We start from the raw sequence: 25269 nt of genomic DNA on the forward strand, positions 1-25269 counted from the left end.
CTTAATGTTTACGCGCGACGCGTTCAAGCAATGCCGTCAGCTCATCGAGCTTAGCAGAGAGTGTCTCGACGTCATGTTTAGCCGCAATACCGATGCGATTCAAGACACTTGCAACACGACTGTCAAAGGCACGCTCGACTTTATCCAACTGCACGTCGACTTTGCCTTTGACGCTGGAGAGGTTGCTCTTGACGTAATCAAGCTGACTGTTGGCCGCATCAAGTTGTTCGCTCACAACTTTTTTGCTTTTATTTTCAACATCTTGACCGGTCTTTACGAGTTCCTTGAAGTACTCGCTACCTTCGCTGCCGACCTTCGCGTACGCCCCCAAACCCGCCAGCCAGATCCCGCGGGCATAGGATTTAACGTCGCTGAATGCGTTAATCCGGGTGTCGATTTTTTTCTTCAACATAACTTTGGCCATGCTGCACCTCACGTATAAACGGGTAGAGGAACTGCCCACAGGAGTTGAGGGCTGGGTACAAAGTAAGGAGAAAAATTAGAATCGGCACCCTAACAACGCTGGAAAATGGCCTGTCGTGCGCAGGATCACGCGACGCTGGTCAGGCCAGCGCCTTATCCAGGGCTTTCTCGATTTCGGACTTGATGGTGCCACTCATGGCCGACATCAACAGGCCCAGTTCCACCTCGACCCGCAATGAATCTTCAGCGACTTTCAGCGTGCCTTTAACTCCGGAACGCTTAAGGTTCAATGTATCGCCAGTCCAGGACGGCTCCAGACCATATTGATCCTTGAGTTTGATCGCCAACTTCTCGGCCTTCGCCCTGGCAGCTTCTTTACCCAGGGTATGGGCACGTTCGATCTGTATCCGGGCCATTGGAATGACTCCTCATTAAAGCGATGTGGTGACCGCCCATGCGGCAAAAGGTCTCGGTGGCCGTCTATCTTACCTTCACCCTTGCCAAGACAAAGCAGGCCTTGGGGATTATCATGTCCCGCATTCTCTTTTGGTGACAGCGATATGACTGATCAGCGCAAAGGCAGCGATGCCGAACCCACCACTCACTTCGGCTTCAAGAACGTCCCGGAAAGCCAGAAAGCGGAAAAGGTCGCGGAGGTGTTCCACTCCGTGGCCGCCAAATACGACCTGATGAACGACGTGCTGTCCGGCGGCATGCACCGCCTGTGGAAGCGTTTCACTATCGAGTTGTCAGGCGTGCGCGTCGGCAACCGCGTGCTGGATATCGCTGGCGGCACCGGCGACCTGGCCGCCAAGTTTTCCCAGCTGGTGGGCCCGACCGGTCAAGTGGTGTTGGCCGACATCAACGGTTCCATGCTCAAGGTCGGTCGCGACCGCCTGCTGGATAAGGGAGTGGCCGGCAACATTGAGTTCGTCCAGGCCGATGCCGAAAAACTGCCGTTCCCCGACAACCATTTCGATTGCGTGACCATCGCCTTCGGCCTGCGCAACGTGACCCACAAGGAAGACGCCCTGCGCTCGATGTTGCGCGTACTGAAGCCGGGCGGTCGTCTGCTGGTGCTGGAGTTCTCCAAACCGACCAACGCGCTGATGTCCAAGGTCTACGACACCTACTCGTTCGCCTTTATGCCGTTGATGGGCAAGCTGATCACCAATGATGCCGAAAGCTATCGCTACCTGGCCGAGTCGATCCGCATGCACCCCAACCAGGAAACCCTGAAGTCGATGATGGTGGAGGCCGGTTTCGACCGGGTGACCTACCACAACATGACCTCGGGCATCGTCGCCCTGCACCGCGGCATCAAGCCCTGATGCTGCTGCAAGGCCTTCTCGCCAGCGTCGAACACGGCATCAACCGTGTCCTGCGCCTGGACAGCACCGCCCTGGCGCGACTGGCGCACTTGAACGGCAAGATCATTGCCGTGGACTGCACACGTCCTGCCCTGCAGCTGTATATCCTGCCCAGCGATGAAGGCCTGTTGCTGGCGGCCCACTGGGCCGCCGATGCCGACTGCACCTTGCGCGCACCGGCTGCAAGCCTGCTGCGCCTGGCCTTGAGCCAAGACAAGACGGCAATCCTGCACGGCCCGGACGTGACGCTCGAAGGCGACAGCGCGGTCTTGATGGACCTGGCCGCGGTGTTGCAAGACCTGGACCTGGACTGGGAATACGAACTGTCGCGCTGGCTGGGTCCGGTGGCCACTCACCTGCTCAGTGGCCACCTGCGCAGCCGCTCGCGCTGGTACCAGCAGGGTTTCGCCAGCCTGAACCAGAACCTCGCCGAATACCTCAGCGAAGAATCGCGCACCCTCGTCGGACAACGGGAAGCCGAAGCGCGCTTTCGTGAACTCGACCAGGCCAAACTCGACCTTGAACGACTTGAGGCGCGCTTCGAGCGCCTGAGTCGCTCCCTTGATCCAAGCGATAACGCATGAAGCTGCTCGCCGTCCGCCGTTTGTTTCGTATCCAGCGCGTGGTCATCCGCTACCGTCTCGATGACCTGCTGTTCGCCTTGCCCTTGCCCTGGTTCCTGCTGGCGGTGCGCTATGTGCTGCCGTGGCGCTGGTTTCCGCGCAAGAGCCTCGATCTGAGCCGTGGCGCACGCCTGCGCCTGGCCCTGCAGGACCTGGGACCGATTTTCATCAAGTTCGGACAAATCCTGTCCACTCGCCGCGATTTGCTGCCCGAAGACATCGCCGACGAGTTGATGCTGTTGCAGGACCGCGTGCCACCGTTCGACTCGCAACTGTCGATGAAGCTGATCGAGGAGCAGTTGGGCAAAAAAATCAGCGAAGTCTTCAGCCGCTTCGATATCGCGCCCCTGGCCTCGGCCTCGGTGGCCCAGGTGCATGCCGCGCAACTCAAGACCGGCGAAGAAGTCGTGGTCAAGGTGATTCGTCCCGGGCTCAAGCCGATCATCGGCCAGGACCTGGCGTGGCTGTTCATCCTCGCCCGCGCCGCCGAGCGCTTCTCCGCCGATGCGCGCCTGCTGCACCCGGTAGACGTGGTCGCCGACTACGAAAAAACCATCTACGACGAACTCGACCTGTTGCGCGAAGCGGCCAACGCCAGCCAGCTCAAACGCAACTTCGAAGGTTCGCCGCTGCTCTACGTGCCACAAGTCTATTGGGACTGGTGCCGGCCGAAAGTGCTGGTGATGGAGCGCATCTATGGCGTTCAGGTGACCGACCTGGCGACCCTGGCCGACCAGCGCACCGACATGAAAATGCTCGCCGAACGCGGTGTGGAGATTTTCTTCACCCAGGTGTTCCGTGACAGTTTCTTCCACGCCGACATGCACCCCGGCAACATTTTTGTCAGCACGGTCAACCCGTGGAGCCCGCAGTACATTGCCATCGACTGCGGCATCGTCGGCAGCCTAACGCCGGAAGACCAGGACTACCTGGCGCGCAACCTGTTTGCCTTCTTCAAGCGCGATTACCGCCGCGTGGCGCAGCTACACATCGATTCGGGCTGGGTGCCGGCAGAAACCAAGCTCAACGAATTCGAAGCGGCGATCCGCACCGTCTGCGAACCGATCTTCGAAAAACCGTTAAAGGATATTTCCTTCGGCCAAGTGCTGATGCGCCTATTCCAGACCGCACGGCGCTTCAATATGGAAGTCCAGCCGCAACTGGTGCTGCTGCAGAAAACCCTGCTCAACATCGAAGGCCTGGGCCGCCAGCTGTATCCGGACCTGGATTTGTGGAACACCGCACAGCCGTTCCTCGAGCGCTGGATGCGCGAGCGGGTCAGCCCAAAAACCCTGCTGGGCAACCTGCAGAGCCAGGTCGAGCAATTGCCGCATCTGGCCAACATGACCCGCGACTTGCTTGAGCGCATGTCCCAGCCCCACGCCAAGGACCCGCCCGCGCCGTGGCCCGAGCGCAAGGACGACTGGTTCCTGCGTCTGCTGGGTGCGGCACACTTGGGCGGCGGCGCGGTGCTCGCGGCCGGTGGACCGCTACAGGATCTTGGGCATTGGCCAGCGGGGATCATGGTCGCCGTCGGCCTGTATCTGGTCGTGCGCCGATAGCCCGTCCGGTTATACACTGTGTTCATTGCCGTTGCGGGTAGCGCACGGCTGTCGGAGTCGAAGATGAAAGACTGGCTGGACGAGATCAAGTGGGACAGTGACGGCCTGGTGCCGGCCATTGCCCAGGACCACAAGACCGGGCGCGTGCTGATGATGGCCTGGATGAACCGCGAAGCCTTGAGCCTGACCGCCGTCGAGCAGCGCGCCATCTATTGGTCACGTTCGCGTGGCAAACTGTGGCGCAAGGGCGAGGAGTCCGGGCACGTGCAAAAGCTGCATGAGATGCGCCTCGACTGCGACGCCGACGTGATCATCCTGATGGTCGAGCAGATTGGCCACATCGCTTGTCACACCGGCCGTCACAGCTGCTTCTACCGGGTGTTCGAGAACGGCGAATGGAAAACCGTCGAGCCCGTCCTCAAAGACCCGCACGCTATCTATTCGGCAGGACACTGAACATGACCGATACACTCAACCGTCTGGCCCAGGTGCTGGAAGACCGCAAAGGCGCGGCCGCCGATAGCTCCTATGTGGCCAGCCTGTATCACAAGGGCTTGAACAAGATTCTCGAGAAGCTCGGCGAAGAGTCCGTCGAGACCATCATTGCAGCCAAGGACGCACAAATCAGCGGCGACTGCAGCGATGTGATCTACGAAACCGCCGACTTGTGGTTCCACAGTCTGGTCATGCTCGCCCAACTGGGGCAGCATCCGCAGGCCGTGCTTGATGAACTGGACCGTCGCTTCGGCTTGTCCGGGCACGCCGAAAAGGCCTCGCGCCCGTCCGCCTGAATAACTTTTTGACAGAGGAATTGCAGCATGGGCATTTTTGACTGGAAACATTGGGTCGTTATTCTCATCGTGGTTGTCCTGGTGTTCGGTACCAAAAAACTGAAAAACCTCGGCACCGACGTCGGCGAGTCCATCAAGGGCTTTCGCAAAGCCATGAACGATGACGAAAAACCGGCCGATAACGCCGCCAACCCGGTTCCGCCGGCGCAGCCTGTGCACCCGCAGGCCACCCAACCGATCACTGAACGTCGCACCTTCGACGTGCAGCCCGAGAAAGTCGAAGAGCCGACCCGCAAAGACTCGTGAGCACTGACTAATGTTTGGTATCAGCTTCACTGAACTGCTGCTCGTCGGCCTCGTTGCGCTGTTGGTGCTGGGGCCGGAACGCCTGCCCGGCGCAGCACGTACGGCCGGCCTGTGGATCGGGCGCCTGAAACGCAGTTTCAACGCGATCAAACAGGAAGTTGAACGGGAAATAGGCGCCGACGAGATTCGTCGGCAGTTGCACAACGAACATATCCTGTCCCTGGAGCAGGACGCGCGAAAAATCCTCGCGCCCCAGCAGCAGGCACCTGCGCCGGTCGAACCGCTGGCCGAGCAGAGCATTGCGCCCGTGGCTGAAGCCGCGCCGGCTGCAACGCCCGCGCCCGTCACAGCGCCGACAGAAGCCGCGCCGACGCCTGCTGCGTCGCCCGCTCCCCACGACCCTACATTGCCGCCGCGAGCCCCATGAGCGCTGATAAACCGGAAAACGACCAGCACATGCCGCTGGTCTCGCACCTCACCGAGTTGCGCACCCGCCTGCTGCGCTGTGTCGCGGCGATCTTTGTGATCTTTGCCGGGCTGTTTGCCTTTACCCAGCAGATCTACACCTTCGTCTCGACGCCGCTGCGCGAATACCTGCCGGCAGGCGCGACGATGATCGCCACCGACGTGTCCTCGCCGTTCCTCACGCCGTTGAAACTGACGATGATGGTCTCGCTGTTCCTGGCGATCCCGGTGATCCTGCACCAGGTCTGGGGCTTTATCGCGCCGGGGTTGTACAAGCACGAAAAACGCATCGCAGTGCCACTGCTGGTGTCGAGCATCATGCTGTTCTACACCGGCATGGCATTCGCCTACTTTCTGGTGTTCCCGCTGATCTTCAAGTTCTTCGCCGCCGCGACGCCGGCCGGCGTGGAAATGATGACCGATATCACCAGCTACCTCGATTTCGTGATGACGCTGTTCTTCGCCTTCGGCGTAGCCTTCGAGATCCCGGTGGCCGTGGTGCTGCTGGTGTGGATCGGTGTGGTCGACGTCAAGTACCTGCGCAAGATCCGTCCGTACGTGATCATCGGCTGCTTTGTGGTCGGGATGATCCTGACGCCACCGGACATCTTCTCGCAAACCCTGTTAGCCGTGCCAATGTGGATGTTGTTCGAAGTCGGCATCCTGTTTGGCAGCCTGGTGAGCAAGCGCGGCGAACGCCCGGATGAGCAACCCGCCGACGACGACCAGCCGCCAGCCACACAACCGTGAACCTGCTGCTGCTGGAACAGGCCGACTTTATCGCGGCTGACCGAGTGGTCCTGCGTGATCGGCGCCTGGTGCACATGCAGGACGTCCACCGCGCCGCTGTCGGCGACCGCCTGCGTGTCGGGCGGATTGACGGACTGATGGGCAACGCCGAACTGCTGCGCCTGGAAGCCGGCGAAGCGGAACTGCAGATTTCCCTTGATCAGCCGCCACCCGCCAAATTGCCGCTGACCCTGTTGCTCGCCCTGCCTCGACCAAAAATGCTGCGCAGGGTCCTGCAAACCGTGGCCGCCATGGGCGTGCCGCGGCTGGTGCTGGTCAATAGCTATCGAGTGGAAAAGAGCTTTTGGCAGACACCGTTTCTCGAACCCGAAGCGATCCGCGAGCAACTGATCCTCGGCCTGGAACAGGCCCGGGACACGGTATTGCCCGAAATCATCATCGAAAAACGCTTCAAGCCCTTTGTCGAAGACCGCCTGCCGGCCCTCACCCAAGGAACCCTTGGCCTGATCGGTCATCCCGGCAATTACCCGCCATGCCCACGCGGGCTGGATGAACCGGTGACCCTGGCCATCGGCCCGGAGGGCGGCTGGATCCCCTACGAAGTGGACTTGCTGGCCAACGCCGGTTTGCAGCCAGTGCAATTGGGTGCGCGGATCCTGCGGGTCGAAACCGCCGTCACCGCCTTGCTCGCCCGCCTGTTCTGACCTCCTTTGTAGGAGCGCAGCTTGCTCGCGAATATCGCAAACGACCGCACGCTGTCCTGGTTTAACGCGGCGCCCTCAGGCTTTTCGCGAACACTGGCTGGGCGCTCCCCTCGCCCCTACAGAATCCTCACCCTCTGCCGATAGCCTCTGAAATAAGTCCAGGCCTTGTTCAGGGGAGTTCAGTGCATGTACCGATGGGCGTTTGAAAAGTTGGGAAATGTAAGCGTCAACCGCAAGCTGGGCATGGGGTTCGGCCTGGTGTTGATTCTGACGCTGATGACCACGTTCACCGGCTGGACGGGCCTCAGTAGCGTGATCAGCCGTGGTGACAAACTGGGGTTTATTTCCAGTCTCAATGAATTGTCCAAAGACTTGCGTCTGGCCCGCCTGGATTTTGAAACGCGCCATGGCGAACAAGGCCCGGATGAGGTCAACACGCTGCTGGACGAACTCGAGGGCGGATTGAAAATCGCGCGCGGGCAGATCGAGCAGGCCAAAGACGTCACCTTGATCGACGATCAACTGGCCGCCGTCGCCACCTATCGACAGTCCTTCAACGCCCTGGTCCAGGCCGGCGCCCAGCGCGAAGACGCCCGCAGCAAACTGGGTGCGACCGCCGACAGCGCGGTGGTCCAGGTCAGCGAAATTGAAAAAAGCCTGCTGCAAGGTTACAGCGTCGCTCAGTTCAACAGCGTGGTCGACCTGAGCAAGCTAATTCAACAAGCGCGCTTCCAGGTGCGCGGCTATACCTACAGCGGCAAGACCGAGGCCGAGCAACCGGCACTGGATGCCATCAACAGCGCCTTGCAGAACATCGACAGCCTGCGCACCAGCCTGTCCGAGCAATATGCCGCCAACCTGCAGGCAGCCAGCGATTCCTTCAAGGCTTATCGCGCGGCCATCAGCCAGTTCCGCGACTCTCAGGTGGCCAGCGCGGCGGCCCTTAAAATCATGGCCGCACAAGGCGATATCCTGATCGATCGCAGCAAAAAACTGACCGCTTCACAAACCGTGGTCCGTGATACCGATGCCACCCAAGCCAAGCGACTGCTGATGCTGGCCACGGGCTTGGCGCTGCTCTTCAGCGTAGTGGCCGCCTGGATCATCACCCGTCAAATCGTTATCCCGTTGAACCAGACGCTCAAGGTTGCTGAACGAGTCGCCGCGGGCGACCTGAGCCATGACCTGAATTCGCAGCGCCGTGACGAACTGGGGCAATTGCAACGCGCCATGCAGAGCATGACCACCGGTCTGCGCGAGCTGATCGGTGGCATCAGCGATGGCGTAACGCAAATTGCCAGCGCCGCCGAACAATTGTCGGCCGTGACCGAACAGACCAGCGCCGGGGTCAACAGCCAGAAAGTCGAAACCGACCAAGTGGCCACGGCCATGAACGAAATGACTGCCACGGTGCAGGAAGTGGCGCGCAACGCCGAGGAAGCGTCGGAAGCCGCCGCTGCCGCCGACCAACAGGCCCGCGAAGGCGACAAGGTGGTGGGTGAGGCCATCGCCCAGATCGAACGCCTGGCCAGCGAAGTCGGTAACTCCACCGAAGCCATGGGCCACCTCAAACGTGAAAGCGACAAGATCGGCAGCGTGCTGGACGTGATCAAGTCCGTCGCCCAGCAAACCAACCTGCTGGCCCTCAACGCCGCGATTGAAGCCGCTCGCGCCGGTGAAGCCGGGCGCGGTTTCGCCGTCGTGGCCGATGAAGTACGCAGCCTGGCACTGCGCACGCAGCAGTCCACCGAGGAAATCGAGGAACTGATTGCCGGCCTGCAAAGCGGCACACAACAAGTCGCGACCATCATGGATAACAGCCGTGGTCTGACCGACAGCAGCGTCGAGTTGACCCGTCGCGCCGGTAGCGCGCTGGAGAACATCACGCGTACCGTCTCGGCCATCCAGGCGATGAACCAGCAAATCGCCACGGCGGCCGAACAACAGAGCGCCGTGGCCGAGGAAATCAACCGCAGCGTGCTCAACGTACGTGACGTTTCAGAACAGACCTCGGCGGCCAGCGAAGAAACCGCCGCGTCCAGCGCGGAGCTGGCACGGCTGGGGGTTTACCTGCAAAGTCTGGTCGGGCGTTTCCGGATCTGATGGTTCTTGGCGGGCTTACAGTACCTGGCGCAAAAACGCCTGGGCACGGGGATCCTTCGGCGCATCGAAAAACTGCGCCGGAGCCGCGTCTTCCAACAGCTTGCCATGATCGAAAAACAGCACCCGATCCGCCACTTCCCGGGCGAACCCCATTTCGTGGGTCACGCAGACCATGGTCATGCCTTCCAGGGCCAGGGTCTTCATGACGTCGAGCACTTCGCCAACCATTTCCGGATCCAGCGCCGAAGTGGGTTCGTCGAACAGCATGACCTTGGGCTCCATCGCCAGCGCCCGGGCAATCGCCACGCGCTGTTGCTGACCACCGGAAAGCCGCGACGGGAACTCGTTGGCTTTCTGCGCAATGCCCACCTTCTCCAGTAACGCCAGGGCCTTGGCTTCACGCTCTCGCTTGCCGCGCTTGCGCACGACTTTCTGCGCCAGGCACAGGTTCTCCAACACGGTCATGTGAGGGAACAGGTTGAAGTGTTGAAACACCATGCCCACCTCCCGCCGGTAGGCATTCACGTCGGTTTTCGGGTCAGCCAGTTGCAGGCCGTCGATGCTCACCGAGCCGGAATCGAATTCTTCCAGGCCATTCAGGCAGCGCAGGAAGGTCGATTTGCCAGAGCCAGACGGGCCAATCACTACCAACACCTCGCCCTTGGCCACCTGGGTGCTGACGTTATCCACCGCACGGACCACTTGCCCACGGGTGTCGAAGACTTTTACCAGATCGCGAACTTCAATCACTTTGCGCGAGCCTCCGCTCAAGCCGGCTGGCCATTTTCGACAGCGGCAGGTTGATCAGCAGGTACAAGCCTGCCACACAGAACAGGATTTCGAAGGGCGAGAATGAGGTGGTGATGACTTCACGCCCGCTCTTGAGCAACTCGGTAATGGCGATCACCGACACCAGCGAGGTGTCCTTGACCAGGCTGATAAATTGTCCGGCCAACGGTGGCAGCACCCGCTTGAAGGCTTGCGGCAACACCACATGGCGCATCGATTGGCCGGCACTCAAGCCCAGGGAGCGCGCGGCCTCACCTTGGCCACGGGCAATCGACTGCACACCCGCGCGAACGATTTCCGCCACGTAAGCCCCGGTGAACAACGACAGCGCTGCGATACCGGCAAACTCGCGAGACAGATTCAGCACCGTACCGATGAAGAAATAGAAAATGAAAATCTGCACCAACAGCGGCGTGCCGCGCACCAACTCGACGTAAATCGTCGACAAGTCACGCAAGGTCGGGTTATTCGATAACCGACACAGCCCTGTCGCCAAGCCAATCAGCAGACCCAGGATACCGGACACCAACGACAGCCACAGCGTGGTCCACAAACCCCACATCAGCGGGCCCAGCGCCCAGTGCCGAGTCACGCCGACCGCATCGCCCTCGGCCACATCATCGCCGCGCGCCACTTGCAGGCTGTCCTCGGCGACAGTCAGTTGTTGCTCGCCGCCGGCATCGTTGCGCAGGGTCACTCGGGCGGTATCACCGTTGCGCACCAGTTCAATGACGGTGGAGATATCCGCCGCCCGCTGGGGCTCTTCGGCTTGATAGGCAAAATATTGCGGTACGCGGTTCCAGCGCCATTCGTAGGACATCAGCGAGGTGGCGTAGTACAACGCACCCGCCAGGCCAACCAGCACCAGCAAGGTCAGCAGGTGCCAGGGCCATTGGGCTTTTTTCTGTTTCATTACGGATTCCGGGATTGATGTCGCCTGTCAGGCCGACATCGCGAGCAAGCCCTCCCACCTTGGAATGCCTTCCAAAGGTGGGAGCGGGCTTGCTCGCGATAGGTGCGACTCGGTACTCAAACAGCTTTATTCCATGTCCTTGAGCCACTCGGAGCGTTTGAACCACTTGTCATGGAGACGATCGTAGGTGCCGTCGTGCTTGATCTGGTGCAGGAAGTTATTGATGAAGTTGATGCTGTCGTAGTCGCCCTTCTTCAGGCCAAAGGCCAGCGGCTCATAGGTGAAGGGTTCGTCGAGGTGCACCAGCTTGCCGCTGCCGACTTTTTTCTCTGCCACAACGTTATACGGTGCGTCATAGACGAACGCGTCAGCCTTGCCGTTGACCACGTCGAGCACACCTTCCTGCTCGTTGTCGTAGCCGTGGTACTTGGCCTTGGAGATCAACTTCTTGGCCTGCATCTCACCGGTGGTGCCAAGCTTGGAGGTCAGGCGATATTTTTCGTCATTAAGGTCTTTGTAGGACTTGATAGTGCCTTCCAGCTCTTTGCGAATCAGCAGGGTCTGGCCAACCACAATGAAGGGTTCGCTGAAGTTCAGGCGCAGATTGCGCTCCTGGGTCAGGGTCATGCCGCTGCCGATCATGTCGAACTTGCCGGTCAGGAATGCCGGGATGATACCGTCGTAACCGGTGGAGACCAGCTCCAGCTTGACGCCCATGGACTTGGCCAGCGCCTTGAGCAGGTCGACCTCAAAGCCAATGATCTCACCACGTTTGTTAGTCATCTCGAACGGCATGTAGGTCGGGTCCATGCCAACTTTCAGCGTCCCGCGCTTGACCGCGTCGTCAATCGCACCCGCCTGGGCCGCACTGACGGCCAACAACGACGTGACGCCGAGCAACAGCATCGAAAGATACTTTTTCATCACCATGTCCCCTGAACTCATTTTATTGTGCGGTCAGCCCCCAGTAGGGCTGCACTATTCTTAGCGCAGCGATGCTAACCCACTCGACCATCGCGACAAAGGTCTAGCCGGGATTTGTTGGCGGTTATGACAGAAAAAACCTATCAGGCCCCAGGAAAAAACAGCACTGGCACCTCCATTGCAGGAACCGGGCCCGTTGCCTAAATGTTTGCGGCCTTGCGCATCAGTCTATCTCCGACAGCCAGTCCGTATCCCTGAACCACTTGTCATGCAGGCGATCATAGGTGCCATCCTGGGCTATCTGATTGAGAAAATGATTGATCCAGTTGAGGCTGTCGTAATCACCCTTTTTCAAGCCAAACGCCAGCGGTTCGTAGGTAAAGGGCTGCTCCAGGGCCAACAGCTCGCGGTTTTGCGGCTTGACCATGGCGATCAGGTTGTAGGGCGCATCATGAATAAAGGCATCGACTTCACCGTCGACTAACTGCTGCACACCTTCCTCCGGTGTCGGAAAACTGCGCAAGTGCGCCGCGCCCAAAAAACGCTGGGCCGCGGCTTCTCCCGTGGTGCCGTCCGTTGCCGCGATCCGATAGCCGGCCTCGTTCAAGTCTTCGACACTGCTGACCTTTCCTGCCAGCCTGGGATGAAGCAGGATGGTCTGGCCGACAATGATGAACGCGTCGCTGAAGTTGAGCTGCAGGTTGCGTTTCTGGGTCACGGTCATGCCGCTGCCAATCATGTCGAACTGGTCGGCCAACAGGCCCGGGATCAGATCGGTATAAGCCACCGGGACCAACTCCAGTTCCACACCCAGCGCTTTGCTCATTTCCTGCAGCAGATCGATCTCGAAGCCAACGATATGTCCCCGCTTGTCGGTCATTTCAAAGGGAATATAAGCGGGATTGGTGCCTACTTTCAGCACTCCGCGCCGTACGGCATCCTCAATGGCGCCCGCCCGCGCCAGGTCCAGGTGAAAAAACGTGACGATGCCCAGCAGCAGCACCGACAAATACCTTGTGATCATGCAACACCCCTTTTTTCATTGATCAGCCGCGTGCCGAGCCTTGCGGTTTGAGCGCAAACCAGAGACGGCCGAGTCAGATTTCGGGGGGCGATCCTAACCCACTCCCAGGCACCGCAATATGCCTTGAGCAAAGGTCTTTTGTTTCGAAATAACAAGGAGTTATGCAGATAGAGCAGAAAGCGCAAACGCTGTAGGAGTAACGCTTCAAACGCCCCCGAGACCTGCCTCGGGGGCGTCCGAATCAGGCTGGCTGAGCCTGCGACACCAGTGGCTTGAGCGGCAGCAACGGCGCATGCGGATCGGATTCGACCGAACCACGCCAGGCCCCCAGCCACTCGGTGTGACCTTCGCTCCAGACTTGCTCATGCAAGCGAGCCAGGGCGACCGGGTCGCTGAGCAAGGCCAGGCGCTCAGCGTTGTCGAGACCGGCCGGGCCGACCTTCAACGCATGGCGAACACGCTCGGTACGCAGCCACTCAATCGGCTCCGCCTGACCATGGCGAGAGGTCGCCAGGGCACAGGCCAATGCGTTCTGCTGCGGATCGACCACCGCCCGTACAAAACCGTCATTCAATGCATGCCAGCGGTTTTCATGGGTGTATTGGTCAGTCGACAGCAGCGCCTGGGGCGGATTGTATTCCTCGGGGATCAGGAACAGGCTTTCGTCGCGGGACTTGAGGCCCAGCTTGACCCGACTGGAAATCACCGACACCGGTATCGACAGCATCAGCGAGCCGACGATCGGCACCAGCCACCACAGGAAGCTCGGGTTCAACCACACCACCAGCAATGCCCAGAAGAAGCCGAGCAAGGTCTGCGGACCGTGACGTTTGACCGCCTCGCCCCACGGCGTGGAGTCGTCATCGCGTTTCGGCGAGTTCCAGGTCGCGGCCCAGCCGAGGAACGCGGCGAGCACGAAGCGGGTGTGGAAAATCATCCGTACCGGCGCCAGCAACATGGAGAACAGCATCTCCAGCAGCATCGACAAGGTCACCTTGAACTTGCCACCGAACTCTTTCGCGCCCTTGGCCCAGATCAGGATGATGCTCAACAGTTTCGGCAGGAAGAGCAACACGATAGTGGTGGAGAACAGCGCCACCGCCTTCTCCGGATGCCATTGCGGCCACAACGGGTACAACTGGCGAGGCGCCATGAAGTACTGTGGCTCCATCAGGGTGTTAACCGCCAGCAAAGCGGTGGACAGCACCAGGAAGAAGAACCACAACGGCGCCGACAGGTACGACATCACCCCGGTGAGGAATACGGCGCGGTGCACCGGGTGCATGCCTTTGACCAGGAACAGGCGGAAGTTCATCAGGTTACCGTGGCACCAGCGACGGTCACGCTTGAGTTCATCCAGCAGGTTCGGCGGCAGCTCTTCGTAGCTGCCAGGCAAATCGTAGGCAATCCACACGCCCCAGCCAGCACGGCGCATCAGTGCCGCTTCAACGAAGTCGTGGGAGAGGATCGCACCGGCAAACGCGCCTTTACCGGGCAGCGGCGCCAGGGCGCAATGCTCGATAAACGGCTTCATGCGGATAATCGCGTTGTGACCCCAGTAATGCGATTCACCCAGTTGCCAGAAGTGCAGGCCGGCGGTGAACAGCGGACCATAGACGCGGGTCGCGAACTGCTGCATGCGCGCATACAGCGTGTCCATGCCCGAGGCCCGTGGCGCGGTCTGGATGATCCCGGCGTCCGGCGTGGCTTCCATCAAGCGCACCAGGCTGGTCAGGCATTCACCGCTCATCACGCTGTCGGCGTCGAGCACCACCATGTACTTGTAATCACCGCCCCAGCGACGGCAGAAGTCGTCGAGGTTGCCGCTCTTGCGTTTGACGCGGCGGCGGCGGCGGCGATAGAAGATCTTGCCGAAACCACCGGCTTCGCGGCACACATCAAGCCAGGCTTGCTGTTCGGCGATACAGATATCGGCCTCGTTACTGTCACTGAGGACAAAGAAGTCGAAACGATCCAGGTCACCTGTGGCAGCCACCGACTCGAACGTCGCTCGCAGACCGGCAAACACCCGAGGTACATCTTCGTTGCAGATCGGCATCACCAGCGCGGTGCGGGCATCCCTGGGGATCGGCTCATCGCCAGCACTTTTACCGGAAATACGGTATTTGTCGTGGCCGGTGAGCAATTCGAGAAAGCCCATCAGCGCCGTCCAGAAACCCGCAGACACCCAGCAGAACAGAATCCCGAACAGAATCAGAATGCTGGTTTGCAGGGCATAAGGCAGCACTTGGGTAGCGGTTTGCAGCAGCGTCTGGTTGCGGATTTCTTCCATATCGACGAAGGACCAGCCCTGGTACGGCATGATGCCTTTCATGTACCAGCCGGCGACAATCGTCTGGCCGAGCATCAGCACCAACAGGATGTAGCGGCGAATCGAGCCCACGGTGCGCCAGCGCGCAGCCGGCAGCACACGCTCGTCTTTTTTCGGGGCTGGCGGGTTGGTGCGCCCGGTCAGGCGACGCCAACCACGCACCAGGATATTGGTGCGCCAAGGCTCGGGCACCACTTTGGTGCGACGGATCGGCGGCGTGGCTTTCAGGCATACCCGACCGCTGGCGTCGAGCACCAGCATTTCGGCTTCCGCCAATTCCTCGGCGCTGTTGAGGGTCAGCCGACGCCCTACCGATGCCTGGGCGGCATCGACCGGCGCATCAAACGTCGAGGACGAAAGACGCTCATGCAATTCAGAGAAGGACGTGCAGCCCGCCAGTTCGGCGCGCTGCTCATCGGTCATCGGCAGATGCGCCAGGTACTCGGCAAGCGTTTCTGGCTGTACTTGGGAATTAATCATCGGCAGGCAACTGATTGCTCCAGGTTTCGGTCAGGACTTGCTCAGTCTTGATCGGCTCCGGAGTGGCTGGGGCAGCTTCTGGCTGCTTGGCTTGCTTGTCCTTGGCGTCTTTTTTGGCCTGTTTCTCGTGCTGCTTGGCCAAGGCCTTGTCAGTTTTCAGAACTTGGGACGAAACCTTCTCCGCCTTCGGCTCGACGATATCCTGGACCAGCGCAGCGCGCATTTCAGTCGGTTTCCCGGCGTCCTTGATCTTCAAGCGCAGGGTCAGGCGCCAGCCTTGGGTGTGCGGGTTGTAGCGAACGCTGTTTTCCACGATTTCGCCATTTTCACCGACGCTGACCTGGCTACGTACCGGGGCATCTTCTTTCAAGGCCTTCAGGGACGGGCCTTCGAAGTCCACCAGATAAGCCACGCTGCCGTCTGGCTGGCGGATCAGGTTGGATTGCTTCACGTCACCGGTGGAACGCAGGGTCTGCTTGACCCAAGCGCTGTCAGGCGAGTGGAACGGCGCATCGTTGAGGGTCCAGTGCAGGCGGTAGCTGATGTCCAGCGGCTCGCCCGGCTTGAGCAATTCTGCCGGGCTCCAGAAAGCCACGATGTTGTCGTTGGTCTCATCGGCGGTCGGAATCTCGACCAGGTCGACGGAGCCCTTGCCCCAATCGCCCTGGGGCTCGATCCAGGCGCTTGGGCGCTTGTCGTAGTTGTCGTCAAGGTCTTCGTATTGGCTGAAATTACGGCCACGTTGCAACAAGCCGAAACCACGCGGGTTTTCCACCGAGAAGTTGCTGACCGACAGGTGTTTCGGGTTGTTCAGTGGGCGCCAGATCCACTCGCCGTTGCCGGCATGGATCGACAGGCCGCTGGAATCATGCAGTTCACGACGGTAGTTGAGGACCTTGGACGGCTGGTTGGCGCCGAACAGGAACATGCTGGTCAACGGTGCCACGCCCAGTTTGCTGACGTTTTCGCGCAGGAACATCTGCGACTTGACGTCGACAATGGTGTCGGTACCCGGACGCAGGATCAGGCGATAAGCGCCTGTGGCCCGTGGCGAATCCAGCAGTGCAAAGATCACCAGGTGCTTGTCACCCGGTTTTGGACGCTCGATCCAGAATTCGGTAAAACGCGGAAACTCTTCGCCAGACGGCAGCGCGGTGTCGATCGCCATGCCACGCGCGGACAAGCCATAAACCTGACCTTTACCCACGACGCGGAAATAGCTGGCGCCGAGCATGGTCATGATTTCGTCTTGTTTGTCGTCCTTGTTGATCGGGTACAGCACGCGAAAGCCGGCGTAACCCAACTGTTCGGTCGCCTTGGGATCGAACTTGAGGTCGCCAAAATCGAAACGCGTCGGGTCGTACTTGATTTCGTGGACATCAGTGGCCGTGACTTCATTGATCTTCACCGGCGTATCAAAGTGCATACCCTGGTGATAGAAAGACAGCTTGAACGGAGTTTTCTGATCGGCCCATTCGGCTTTTTCATTGCGGAAACGAATTTTCTGGTAATCCGCGAATTTCATTTCGCGAAATTCGTTCGGCAGATTGCTGCGCGGGGCTTCGTATTTTTGCCCAGCCAGCTCTTTTGCCTTGGCCGACACATCATCCAGACTGAATGCCCACAGTTGACCCGCGCCGAACAGGCAAAACAGGGCAGAGCCCGTTACCAGTGCGTTTCGTAACCGTTTGGCAGACAATTTTGGTGCATTACAGGGACTAACAATCACGAGCAACCCTCGCCGAAAACAGATCATGAAACCAACGGCCAGCTATCTATATGCCAGGTTGGCGAGCATTGTTCCGACTCCTGAGGGGCTAAATGATTCCCCAATGGTCATCGGACAAGACTCTACCTAAGTCAAAAATGGACCAATTAACGCTGATCCCCCGTAGCGCGCGATTATCTAGTAGCCCGTTAAATAACGCAGCAGGGGCAACGAAGTATTTGTAGCTAAAACTTGCGCTTTCAGGCGCTAAACGTCGTTTTTCATGGATTCAGGTCTGCAGGAGGAAGGTGACAGGGCCGTCATTCACCAAATGCACCTGCATATCCGCGCCAAAACGCCCCGACGCGACCGTGCCATGCAATTGTTGCGCTTGTGACAGCAAGTGGTCGAAAAGCGCTTCGCCCAGCGCCGGCGGTGCTGCCGTGGAGAAGCTAGGCCGCAGACCGCTCCTGGTATCCGCCGCGAGGGTGAACTGCGACACCAGCAGCAAACCGCCCGCAATGTCCTTCAACGAGCGGTTCATCTTACCCTCATCGTCACTGAACACCCGGTAGTTAAGCAGCTTATGCAGCAGTTTGTCGGCGCTCTCGAGCGTATCTGAAGGTTCGACAGCCACCAGCACCAACAAACCCTGGTCTATCGCGCCGACCACGTCCCCTGCCACTTCGACCCGGGCGCCACGCACCCGCTGCAAAAGCCCCTTCATGCTTCTTCAGGCGGCAAATCAAGCAGGCGCCGTGCCATCTCGCTCGCCGCACGCACCAACGCATCGGTGATACCGGGTTCGGAAGCCGCGTGGCCCGCCTCGCGGATCACCTGCAATTCACTGTTCGGCCAGGCCTGATGCAGCTCCCAGGCATTATCGAGCGGGCAAATCATGTCGTAGCGACCATGAATGATGACGCCCGGCAAGTGAGCGATCTTGTGCATGTCGCGAATCAGTTGATTGGGCTCGAGGAAAGAATTGTTGGTGAAGTAATGGCATTCAATACGCGCAATCGACAAGGCCCGCTGAGGCTCCGCGAACCGCTCGATGATCTGCGGGTTCGGACACAGCCCCAACATGCGGCCCTCCCAGGTGGACCAGGCCTTGGCGGCATGCATTTGGGCAATCTGGTCGTTGCCCGTCAGGCGTTTGTGGTAAGCGCGGAGCAGGTCATGGCGCTCCTCCTGGGGGATGGGCGCGATGTAATCCTGCCAGTAGTCCGGAAACAGGCGGCTGGCGCCGGCCTGGTAGAACCATTGAATATCCTGGGGGCGGGCCAGGAAAATGCCCCGTACAATCAAGCCGTGCACGCGTTCGGGATGGGTTTGCGCGTAGGCCAGCGCCAGGGTCGAACCCCAGGAGCCGCCGAACAGCACCCATTTTTCGATACCCAGGTGCTCGCGAATCCGCTCAAGGTCGGCCACCAGGTCCCAGGTGGTGTTGTTTTCCAGGTTGGCCCGTGGCGTCGAACGACCACAACCGCGCTGATCGAAGGTGACAATGTGGTACAGGTTCGGATCGAAATAGCAGCGGCTATTGGCGTCGCAACCGGCACCAGGGCCGCCATGGATGAACACGACCGGCAAGCCTTCCGGGGAACCACTCTCATCGACATACAGCACATGGGTTTCATCGACGGCCAGATCGTGCCGGGCGTAGGGTTTGATCTGCGGGTACAAAGTCTGCATTGCGCACTCCGTAAGGGGTCGGGTCCATCCCTGGGGGGACGTCTGTTTTTCTGCCGTCTGGCATCATAAACCCGAATTGTGCAATGAGCATGTCCTTGAGGACTCAGACCTGTGTCGGCAGCCCGCAAACAGCCATGAACCGATGTTGTACCACGAGGTGCACAGCGTGCCACCTCAGTGCTTTACCGCAATGATTCCCACGCTCTCACGGCCATCAAGCCGCAGTTGTTCAAAGAAGTAGGGCCGAGGAATGAATTGGCATGACTCAACCTGAAAACCACTGACTCTGAACACCTCGCTCAGCGTTTCAACATCGAAGAGGTTCATCCATTCTGGCAGGTTGGCGGCAATATCGTTGTCGCAAACGTAGTCGCGCACGCGCATATGGCCCGGAAAAAGCAGCCCTTGGTGCCGCCTCCGTTGAAAGTCTTCGTAGAACTTCGGCCAAATCCCCAGGTACGGCGATTCCACCGTGAAAAATGCCTTGCCTCCAGGGGCCAGCCAGTGACGCACACGCGCCAGCGAACGCAGCACTTTGTCCGGATCGAAGAAATGGATAACACGACAGCACAAGATCGCGGCGAGCGAGCGCTCCAGGATCGGCAAGGTTTCCAAGTCACCGGGGAGCAGCACCAGATGGTTTCGCTGGTGCACCGGGCAACGTTCCATAGCGCTGCGCAGATGACGCTCATCCAGGTCGTTGAGGATCAGGGTCACGCGGTTGCCCAGGCATGCCAGGCTCGACATGCCATACGCACACCCCAGTTCCAGAACCGGAAGCGAAGCGCCTTGGGTAAACTCGACAAACTGTTGCGCGACGGGGTCCAGCACCGCATTCAACGCAAAGCCGGTTTGATTCAAGGTTTTGGTATAGACATCCATGCGTACGTCTTCCCTGAGAGAGTCGAGGAAAGACCTTAATCCCAGCCAGAAAAAGCGCTCAATCAACGTTAGGCGACAATTGGCCGAACAAGACCTGAACTACGCCAAGAAAAGAAACTACCTACAATCTACCGACAGCCTCAGTCATAGCGCTGCTGCCCCCATGCCAGCAAACCTTGCAACAGTTGCTTGAGCACCACCCGCGTCGGCTCGGCCAGATCCGCTCGATAGTTGAACGGCTCGAACTCCTCCATATACGTGCACTGCCCCAACTCCAGTTGCACCGCATGGATATTCTCCGCCGGATTGCCGTAGTGACGGGTGATATGGCCGCCCTTGAAACGCCCGTTCAGCACATGGGTGTACTGCGGATGTTCAGCGCAGATAGCTTCAAGCTGGCTGGCCAGGTGCGGATCGCAGGCGACGTTGTTGAAGGTGCCCAGGTTGAAATCCGGCAGTTTGCCCTCGAACAGGTGCGGGATTACCGAACGGATCGAATGGGCATCAAACAGCAAGGCGTAGCCGAACTCGGCCTTGAGCCGCGCCAGTTCGGCGTGCAAGGTCTGGTGATAAGGCATCCAGACCTGCTCCAGGTAAGTCGATCGTTCGACTTTCGACGGTTCCATCCCCTCACGAAACAGCGGCACCCCCTCAAACAGCGTCGCCGGATACAGACCGGTGGTGGCACCGGCGTACAACGGTGCGTCGTCGGCGGGCCGGTTGAGGTCGATGACGAAGCGCGAGTACTCGGCGGCCAAGGTACTGGCGCCCAGCGCTTCGGCAAAGTCATACAACCTAGGAATATGCCAGTCGGTGTCCGGCAGGCTTTGTGCCTGCGCAATCAGCCCGGCCTCCACCGCTGGCGTCAGTCGCAGGCCGGCATGGGGCATGCTGATCAGCAGTGGTACGCGGCCTTGCTTGAAATTCAGAACGTTATCCACAACGGTACTCCTTACACGGTGACGTCGACGCCATGGCGCACGACGCGTTTATCCAGCTCGCCACCCAGCCAATACGCCAGATCGGCGGGACGATCGATCTGCCAGGCCACGAAGTCGGCGACCTTGCCGACTTCCAGCGAGCCGTGGGTAACGCCCATGCCCAAGGCGGTGGCGGCGTGTTGCGTAACGCCGGCCAAGGCTTCTTCCGGGGTCATGCGGAACAGCGTGCAGGCCATGTTCAACATCAGGCGCACGGACAGCGCGGGCGAGGTGCCGGGGTTCAGGTCACTGGCAATGGCGATCTTCACCGCATGCTTGCGCAGGGCGTCCATCGGCGGCAGCTGGGTTTCGCGCAGGAAGTAGAACGCCCCCGGCAACAGCACGGCGACGGTGCCTGCGGCGGCCATGGCGATGGCGTCGTCTTCGGTCATGAACTCCAGGTGATCGGCCGACAACGCCTGGTAGCGTGCGGCCAGGCTGGAGCCGTGCAGGGACGACAACTGTTCGGCGTGCAGTTTCACCGGCAAGCCGAGTTGCCGGGCGACGACAAACACTCGCTCGACCTGCGCCGGCGTAAACGCCAGGTACTCGCAGAAGGCATCTACTGCATCCACCAGGCCTTCCGCGGCCAAGGTCGGCAGCATCTCGCTGCAGATATGCTCGATGTAGGCGTCGGCGCGCTCCGTGTATTCCGGCGGCAAGGCGTGAGCCGCCAGGCAGGTGGCGCGCACGCTGACCGGCAGCGTTTCACCGAGACGACGAATCACGCGCAAAATCTTGCGTTCGTTGACCAGGTCGAGGCCATAGCCGGACTTGATCTCCACCGTCGTCACACCGTCGCGCAGCAAACTGCGCAAGCGTTTGTGGGCGCTGGCGAACAACTGGTCTTCCGTTGCCGCGCGAGTCGCCCGTACCGTGCAGGCAATTCCTCCGCCGGCCGCGGCAATCTCGGCATAACTCACACCTTGCAGGCGCTGCTCGAACTCGCCGCTACGATTGCCGCCGAACACCGTGTGGGTGTGGCAGTCGATCAGCCCGGGCGTGACCCACGCGCCGTGCAGGTCGTGGATCTGCGCGTAATCGCCACTCGGTAGTTGTGCCCGTGGGCCGATCCATTCGATCAGCGTACCGGCCGTGACCATCGCGGCATCCTCGATGATCGAGTACTTGCCTTGAGCCATGGTTGCGATGTGGCAGTGTTGCCAAAGCGTTTTCATCCGCGCCTCCATCCGTTATCGGTGAGAAAAAGCCGGGTCGTAGTGAACCTTGGCGGCTTGCCCGGCAGCCGGTTTGACCCATAGCAGGTAAGCGATCACCAGCAGCACGATCCACACAGCACCGACCATCAAGGCGGCCTGGGTGTCCGGGAAGTAGCCCAGCACACCGAAAATAAACAGCATGAACACAATCGCCGCGGCCGGCGCATAGGGCCAGAACGGCACCGGGAATTTCAGTTCGGCGACCTGTTCCTTGCTCATCGAGCGGCGCATCGCCACTTGCGTAAACAGGATCATCAGCCACACCCAGACGGTGGCGAAGGTGGCAATCGAGGCGATCACCAGGAATACGTTTTCCGGAATCAGGTAGTTCAACACCACACCGCCCAACAACGCCGCGCCCATGACCAGTACGGTCATCCACGGCACACCCTGCCGCGACAGTTGCGCAAAACCCTTGGGCGCCTGCCCTTGTTGGGCCAGGCCGTACATCATGCGACCGGCGCCGAAGATATCGCTGTTGATGGCCGAGACGGCCGCCGAAATCACCACGATGTTGAGGATAGTTGCCGCCGAGCCAATCCCCAGGTTGCTGAAGATCTGCACGAACGGGCTGCCCTGGCTGCCGATCTGCGGCCATGGATAGATCGCCATCAGCACAAACAGCGTCAGCACGTAGAACAGCAGGATACGCAACGGCACGGCGTTGATCGCCTTCGGAATAACGCGCTGCGGGTCCTTGGCTTCGCCTGCGGTGATACCGATGATTTCGATGCCGCCAAAGGCAAACATCACCACCGCGAAGGACGCAATCAAGCCACCGAAGCCATTGGGCATGAAGCCACCGTGGGCCCACAAGTTACTCAGTCCGGTAGCCGGCGCGGCACCGGCGGCATGAACGCCGAACAGCATGATGCCGAAGCCGCCGAGGATCATCGCGACAATGGCCCCGACCTTGAGCAGCGACAGCCAGAACTCCATTTCGCCAAAGACTTTGACGTTGCACAAGTTCAGCCCGCCAATCAGCAGGACGATGCCCAGCACCCAGATCCAGCGCGCGACCTCGGGAAACCAGAAGCCCATGTAGATGCCAAACGCGGTGACATCCGCCAGGCAGACAATGATCATTTCAAATGCGTAGGTCCAACCAAGGACAAACCCGGCCATGGGTCCCAGGTAGGTGCTGGCGTACTGGCCGAAGGAACCCGCGACCGGGTTGTGTACGGCCATTTCGCCGAGGGCGCGCATGACCATGAAGACCGCGGCACCGCCGATCAGGTAGGCCAGGAGTACCGCCGGGCCGGCCATCTGGATGGCGGAGGCGGAACCGTAGAACAGCCCGGTGCCGATGGCGGATCCGAGGGCCATGAAGCGAATGTGGCGGGCGTTCAGGCCGCGTTTTAAACCCTGTTGTTGCTGGTGCATTTCTCGTCCCTAATTATTTTTGTCCGGAGAAGAATGGAAGGGGTGACCGGGAACACTCGGCACCCGGGAGATCCACCCTAACCCTCCACCCAGAGGGCATAGGTATCTACATAATTTTCAGAAACTGACAAATGTCCCTGTGGCGAGCGGGCTTGCCACAACAGCCCTATCTGCTTGGATTTAAGCGTTGAGGCAAAATTTGCCCTGAGGGGTGAGGGGACTGACCGAGTTGCCTGGTTTCAATCCTGAGACCTGAGAGTGCGAATCGAACGCCGATTTTGACAGCGACCAGAATCGGCGCCCTCTTCACAAACTCGGCAACAACTGCCCAGGCACCAGCTCATTCAAGCAACGGCTGGCCAACAACTCACTGGCGGCATTGATGTCCGGCGCAAAGAACCGGTCCTTCTCATAAAACGCCACCTTGCTGCGCAATATCCCCCGGGCCTGTTCCAGCTTTGGCGAGGTTTTCAGACCGTCACGCAGATCCAGGCCCTGGCACGCGGCCAACCATTCAACGGCCAAAATCCCGCGAGTGTTCTCGGCCATTTCCCACAGCCGCTTACCGGCCGCCGGGGCCATGGAAACGTGGTCTTCCTGGTTCGCGGATGTCGGCAAGCTGTCGACGCTATGGGGATGGGCCAACGCCTTGTTTTCACTGGCCAGGGCCGCCGCTGTCACCTGGGCGATCATGAAACCGGAGTTGACCCCGCCATTGCCCACCAGAAACGGCGGCAGTTGCGACATGTGCTTATCCATCATCAACGAGATGCGGCGCTCGCTCAGGGAGCCGATTTCGGCGATGGCCAAAGCCATGTTGTCGGCGGCCATGGCCACCGGCTCGGCGTGGAAGTTGCCGCCGGAAATCACGTCACCTTCGGCGGCGAATACCAGCGGGTTATCCGACACCGCGTTGGCTTCGATCACCAGCACTTCAGCGGCTTGACGGAACTGGGTCAGGCAGGCGCCCATGACTTGCGGCTGGCAACGCAGGGAGTACGGGTCTTGTACCTTGTCGCAGTTCTGATGGGACTGGGAAACCTGGCTGCTCTCACCCAACAGATCGCGATAGGCCGCGGCAGAATCGATCTGCCCCCGTTGACCACGGGCCGCATGAATACGTGCGTCGAACGGCGAGCGCGAACCCAGCACAGCCTCCACCGTCAGGCCGCCACAAGCCAGGGCCGCCGCGAACAGGTCTTCACCTTCAAACAGCCCGCGCAGCGCGAAAGCGCTGGACACCTGGGTACCGTTGAGCAGCGCCAGACCTTCTTTCGCAGCCAGGGTCAGCGGCACGAGGCCGGCGACTTTCAGCGCTTCAGTAGCCTCCAGCCATTCACCCTTGTAACGCGCCTTGCCTTCGCCCAGCAGTACCAGGGACATGTGGGCCAGCGGCGCCAGGTCGCCGGAAGCACCGACCGAACCTTTCAACGGAATATGCGGGTATACCTCGGCGTTGATCAGCGCGATCAGCGCGTCGATCACCTGCCGGCGAATCCCCGAGAAACCTCGGCTCAGGCTGTTGACCTTGAGCACCATGATCAGTCGCACCAGCTCATCGCTGATGGGTACACCAACGCCGGCCGCGTGGGACAACACCAGGGAACGCTGGAGGTTTTCCAGGTCTTCACTGGCGATGCGGGTCGAAGCCAACAGCCCGAAACCGGTGTTGATGCCATAGGCGGTGCGGTTCTCGGCGAGAATCTGCTCCACGCAGGCGACGCTGGCTTCGATCTGCGCCGTGGCGCTGTCATCCAGGCTGAGGACGACCGGCTGCTGGTAGATAGTCCGCAGTTGGGCAAGGCTCAGTTGGCCTGGAATCAGATTTAGCGCAGTCACATT

The 25269-nt window shown here is 60.0% G+C and carries 25 protein-coding genes and 1 pseudogene; 11 read left to right on the forward strand and 15 right to left on the reverse strand.

What is annotated here, in order from left to right; genetic code table 11:
- Position 1: 1 nt before the first annotated feature.
- Together BLU75_RS20725 and BLU75_RS20730 are read right to left on the reverse strand one after the other, a co-directional pair.
- Entirely contained in the window at positions 2–424 is a 423-nt protein-coding gene (locus BLU75_RS20725; protein WP_084379852.1) for a phasin family protein, read from the reverse strand.
- Between the two features lie 139 nt (positions 425–563).
- Positions 564–839 (reverse strand): polyhydroxyalkanoic acid system family protein, encoded by a 276-nt coding sequence (locus BLU75_RS20730; protein ID WP_084379853.1) that lies wholly within the window; start codon positions 837–839, stop codon positions 564–566.
- Between the two features lie 144 nt (positions 840–983).
- Between BLU75_RS20730 and ubiE the strand changes: the two genes are divergently transcribed.
- The 11 genes and pseudogenes from ubiE (at position 984) to BLU75_RS28395 (ending at position 9097) form a co-directional block, all read left to right on the forward strand.
- Complete coding sequence (gene ubiE / locus BLU75_RS20735) at positions 984–1754, forward strand: bifunctional demethylmenaquinone methyltransferase/2-methoxy-6-polyprenyl-1,4-benzoquinol methylase UbiE (RefSeq protein ID WP_084379854.1); 771 nt, start codon at positions 984–986, stop codon at positions 1752–1754.
- The gene (locus BLU75_RS20740; RefSeq protein WP_084379855.1) at positions 1754–2377 is read left to right on the forward strand and encodes a ubiquinone biosynthesis accessory factor UbiJ; all 624 of its coding nucleotides are present in this window, start codon (positions 1754–1756) and stop codon (positions 2375–2377) included. Before ubiE ends, BLU75_RS20740 begins: the two co-directional genes overlap by 1 nt.
- Entirely contained in the window at positions 2374–3978 is a 1605-nt protein-coding gene (gene ubiB, locus BLU75_RS20745) for a ubiquinone biosynthesis regulatory protein kinase UbiB (RefSeq protein ID WP_084379856.1), read from the forward strand. Before BLU75_RS20740 ends, ubiB begins: the two co-directional genes overlap by 4 nt.
- Positions 3979–4041: 63 nt before the next feature.
- Positions 4042–4434 (forward strand): phosphoribosyl-AMP cyclohydrolase, encoded by a 393-nt coding sequence (gene hisI / locus BLU75_RS20750; protein WP_084379857.1) that lies wholly within the window; start codon positions 4042–4044, stop codon positions 4432–4434.
- 2 nt (positions 4435–4436) lie between these two features.
- Complete coding sequence (locus tag BLU75_RS20755) at positions 4437–4769, forward strand: phosphoribosyl-ATP diphosphatase (protein ID WP_017478214.1); 333 nt, start codon at positions 4437–4439, stop codon at positions 4767–4769.
- Positions 4770–4796: 27 nt separating this feature from the next.
- Positions 4797–5075: a twin-arginine translocase TatA/TatE family subunit gene (locus BLU75_RS20760; RefSeq protein ID WP_084379858.1), complete on the forward strand. Its 279-nt coding sequence runs from the start codon at positions 4797–4799 to the stop codon at positions 5073–5075.
- Positions 5076–5085: 10 nt separating this feature from the next.
- Positions 5086–5502: a Sec-independent protein translocase protein TatB gene (gene tatB / locus BLU75_RS20765; protein ID WP_084379859.1), complete on the forward strand. Its 417-nt coding sequence runs from the start codon at positions 5086–5088 to the stop codon at positions 5500–5502.
- On the forward strand, positions 5499–6290 hold the full coding sequence (gene tatC / locus BLU75_RS20770; protein WP_084379860.1) for a twin-arginine translocase subunit TatC: 792 nt from the start codon (positions 5499–5501) through the stop codon (positions 6288–6290). The genes tatB and tatC overlap by 4 nt, the downstream gene beginning before the upstream one ends.
- On the forward strand, positions 6287–6994 hold the full coding sequence (locus BLU75_RS20775) for a 16S rRNA (uracil(1498)-N(3))-methyltransferase (RefSeq protein ID WP_084379861.1): 708 nt from the start codon (positions 6287–6289) through the stop codon (positions 6992–6994). Before tatC ends, BLU75_RS20775 begins: the two co-directional genes overlap by 4 nt.
- A gap of 276 nt (positions 6995–7270) precedes the next feature.
- Positions 7271–8194 (forward strand): annotated as a pseudogene (locus BLU75_RS28390) (methyl-accepting chemotaxis protein); the annotation flags it as partial.
- 198 nt (positions 8195–8392) lie between these two features.
- Positions 8393–9097 carry a methyl-accepting chemotaxis protein gene (locus BLU75_RS28395; protein WP_414860575.1) on the forward strand — a complete coding sequence of 235 codons (705 nt, stop codon included), beginning with the start codon at positions 8393–8395 and terminating at the stop codon, positions 9095–9097.
- Between the two features lie 15 nt (positions 9098–9112).
- On the opposite strand, the gene BLU75_RS20785 is transcribed toward BLU75_RS28395, so the two are convergent.
- From BLU75_RS20785 to hutH, 13 genes are all read right to left on the reverse strand, one after another.
- Complete coding sequence (locus BLU75_RS20785) at positions 9113–9847, reverse strand: amino acid ABC transporter ATP-binding protein (RefSeq protein ID WP_084379863.1); 735 nt, start codon at positions 9845–9847, stop codon at positions 9113–9115.
- Positions 9840–10799, reverse strand: coding sequence for an amino acid ABC transporter permease (locus BLU75_RS20790; RefSeq protein ID WP_084379864.1), 960 nt, complete (start codon positions 10797–10799; stop codon positions 9840–9842). Before BLU75_RS20790 ends, BLU75_RS20785 begins: the two co-directional genes overlap by 8 nt.
- Positions 10800–10925: 126 nt before the next feature.
- Positions 10926–11723, reverse strand: coding sequence for a transporter substrate-binding domain-containing protein (locus BLU75_RS20795; RefSeq protein ID WP_084379898.1), 798 nt, complete (start codon positions 11721–11723; stop codon positions 10926–10928).
- Positions 11724–11946: 223 nt separating this feature from the next.
- On the reverse strand, positions 11947–12747 hold the full coding sequence (locus tag BLU75_RS20800; RefSeq protein WP_084379865.1) for a transporter substrate-binding domain-containing protein: 801 nt from the start codon (positions 12745–12747) through the stop codon (positions 11947–11949).
- Positions 12748–12988: 241 nt separating this feature from the next.
- On the reverse strand, positions 12989–15559 hold the full coding sequence (gene mdoH / locus BLU75_RS20805) for a glucans biosynthesis glucosyltransferase MdoH (RefSeq protein ID WP_084379866.1): 2571 nt from the start codon (positions 15557–15559) through the stop codon (positions 12989–12991).
- Positions 15552–17288 carry a glucan biosynthesis protein G gene (locus BLU75_RS20810; protein WP_084379899.1) on the reverse strand — a complete coding sequence of 579 codons (1737 nt, stop codon included), beginning with the start codon at positions 17286–17288 and terminating at the stop codon, positions 15552–15554. The genes mdoH and BLU75_RS20810 overlap by 8 nt, the downstream gene beginning before the upstream one ends.
- 268 nt (positions 17289–17556) lie before the next feature.
- A complete protein-coding gene (gene dtd / locus BLU75_RS20815) occupies positions 17557–17994 on the reverse strand; it encodes a D-aminoacyl-tRNA deacylase (RefSeq protein ID WP_084379867.1) in 438 nt (145 codons plus the stop codon).
- The gene (pip, locus tag BLU75_RS20820) at positions 17991–18962 is read right to left on the reverse strand and encodes a prolyl aminopeptidase (protein WP_084379868.1); all 972 of its coding nucleotides are present in this window, start codon (positions 18960–18962) and stop codon (positions 17991–17993) included. Before pip ends, dtd begins: the two co-directional genes overlap by 4 nt.
- Positions 18963–19136: 174 nt before the next feature.
- A complete protein-coding gene (locus BLU75_RS20825; protein WP_084379869.1) occupies positions 19137–19844 on the reverse strand; it encodes a class I SAM-dependent methyltransferase in 708 nt (235 codons plus the stop codon).
- A gap of 140 nt (positions 19845–19984) precedes the next feature.
- On the reverse strand, positions 19985–20785 hold the full coding sequence (hutG, locus tag BLU75_RS20830; RefSeq protein ID WP_084379870.1) for an N-formylglutamate deformylase: 801 nt from the start codon (positions 20783–20785) through the stop codon (positions 19985–19987).
- 11 nt (positions 20786–20796) lie between these two features.
- A complete protein-coding gene (hutI, locus tag BLU75_RS20835; protein WP_084379871.1) occupies positions 20797–22002 on the reverse strand; it encodes an imidazolonepropionase in 1206 nt (401 codons plus the stop codon).
- A 15-nt stretch (positions 22003–22017) separates the two neighbouring features.
- On the reverse strand, positions 22018–23427 hold the full coding sequence (locus BLU75_RS20840; RefSeq protein WP_084379872.1) for an amino acid permease: 1410 nt from the start codon (positions 23425–23427) through the stop codon (positions 22018–22020).
- 306 nt (positions 23428–23733) lie between these two features.
- Positions 23734–25266, reverse strand: a complete 1533-nt coding sequence (hutH, locus tag BLU75_RS20845; RefSeq protein ID WP_084379873.1) for a histidine ammonia-lyase — start codon at positions 25264–25266, stop codon at positions 23734–23736.
- Positions 25267–25269 lie beyond the last annotated feature (3 nt).

This window comes from Pseudomonas mucidolens, from assembly GCF_900106045.1.
GTDB lineage: Bacteria > Pseudomonadota > Gammaproteobacteria > Pseudomonadales > Pseudomonadaceae > Aquipseudomonas > Aquipseudomonas mucidolens.